Here is a 1,898-nt window from a genome sequence, read left to right as displayed (position 1 = left end):
CTTCCTCGCAGGGCGCTGGCGAGCCACCCGGTGGCGCGACGGCACAGCGAGACGCTCTTTAACAATCGATCAGGTAATTCATGTGGGCGCTTGCCCGATACGCGGTGACAAGTCACGCGATATCAAGGCAAGCGACTCGTCAGAGATCCTCGGATCTTTTTTGAGAACGTTTGACCCTTGAGCCAAGTTTGGTCCGCTTAACGGACTTGTGATTTTAAACTGAAGAGTTTGATCATGGCTCAGATTGAACGCTGGCGGCAGGCTTAACACATGCAAGTCGAGCGGTAACGGGTCCAGCTTGCTGGATGCCGACGAGCGGCGGACGGGTGAGTAATGCATAGGAATCTGCCCAGTCGTGGGGGATAACCTGGGGAAACCCAGGCTAATACCGCATACGTCCTACGGGAGAAAGCGGGGGCTTCGTGTTCTTCGGAATGGGGACCTCGCGCGATTGGATGAGCCTATGTCGGATTAGCTGGTTGGTGAGGTAACGGCTCACCAAGGCGACGATCCGTAGCTGGTCTGAGAGGATGATCAGCCACACCGGGACTGAGACACGGCCCGGACTCCTACGGGAGGCAGCAGTGGGGAATATTGGACAATGGGCGCAAGCCTGATCCAGCCATGCCGCGTGTGTGAAGAAGGCTTTCGGGTTGTAAAGCACTTTCAGTGGGGAAGAAGGCCTGGCGGTCAATACCCGCCAGGGACGACATCACCCACAGAAGAAGCACCGGCTAACTCCGTGCCAGCAGCCGCGGTAATACGGAGGGTGCGAGCGTTAATCGGAATTACTGGGCGTAAAGCGCGCGTAGGCGGCCAAGTAAGCCGGTTGTGAAAGCCCCGGGCTCAACCTGGGAATGGCATCCGGAACTGGTTGGCTAGAGTGCAGGAGAGGAAGGTAGAATTCCCGGTGTAGCGGTGAAATGCGTAGAGATCGGGAGGAATACCAGTGGCGAAGGCGGCCTTCTGGACTGACACTGACGCTGAGGTGCGAAAGCATGGGTAGCAAACAGGATTAGATACCCTGGTAGTCCATGCCGTAAACGATGTCGACTAGCCGTTGGGTCCCTTGAGGACTTGGTGGCGCAGTTAACGCGATAAGTCGACCGCCTGGGGAGTACGGCCGCAAGGTTAAAACTCAAATGAATTGACGGGGGCCCGCACAAGCGGTGGAGCATGTGGTTTAATTCGATGCAACGCGAAGAACCTTACCTACCCTTGACATCCTGCGAACCCACCGGAGACGGCGGGGTGCCTTCGGGAGCGCAGAGACAGGTGCTGCATGGCTGTCGTCAGCTCGTGTTGTGAAATGTTGGGTTAAGTCCCGTAACGAGCGCAACCCTTGTCCTTATTTGCCAGCGAGTAACGTCGGGAACTCTAAGGAGACTGCCGGTGACAAACCGGAGGAAGGTGGGGACGACGTCAAGTCATCATGGCCCTTACGGGTAGGGCTACACACGTGCTACAATGGCCGGTACAAAGGGTTGCCATCCCGCGAGGGGGCGCCAATCTCATAAAGCCGGTCTCAGTCCGGATCGGAGTCTGCAACTCGACTCCGTGAAGTCGGAATCGCTAGTAATCGTGAATCAGAATGTCACGGTGAATACGTTCCCGGGCCTTGTACACACCGCCCGTCACACCATGGGAGTGGACTGCACCAGAAGTGGTTAGCTTAACCTTCGGGAGAGCGATCACCACGGTGTGGTTCATGACTGGGGTGAAGTCGTAACAAGGTAGCCGTAGGGGAACCTGCGGCTGGATCACCTCCTTAATCGACGCGTCATCGCGTTCGGTCAAGCGCTCACAATGAATTACCTGATCGGCCAGAGCAACGACTGTTTGGGTTGAGACCCAGCGTGACCATTGGGTCTGTAGCTCAGTTGGTTAGAGCGCACCCC

At 56.8% G+C, this 1,898-nt stretch carries 1 rRNA gene; it reads left to right on the top strand.

The features are described 5' to 3' along the window. Window positions 1–216: 216 nt before the first annotated feature. Window positions 217–1,771: ribosomal RNA gene (locus K7I12_RS17315) — 16S ribosomal RNA — on the top strand. Window positions 1,772–1,898 lie beyond the last annotated feature (127 nt).

The organism is Halomonas sp. IOP_31 (assembly GCF_021151495.1).
GTDB classification, from domain to species: Bacteria; Pseudomonadota; Gammaproteobacteria; order Pseudomonadales; family Halomonadaceae; genus Modicisalibacter; species Modicisalibacter zincidurans.
This window is presented reverse-complemented; position numbering and strand designations above follow the sequence as displayed.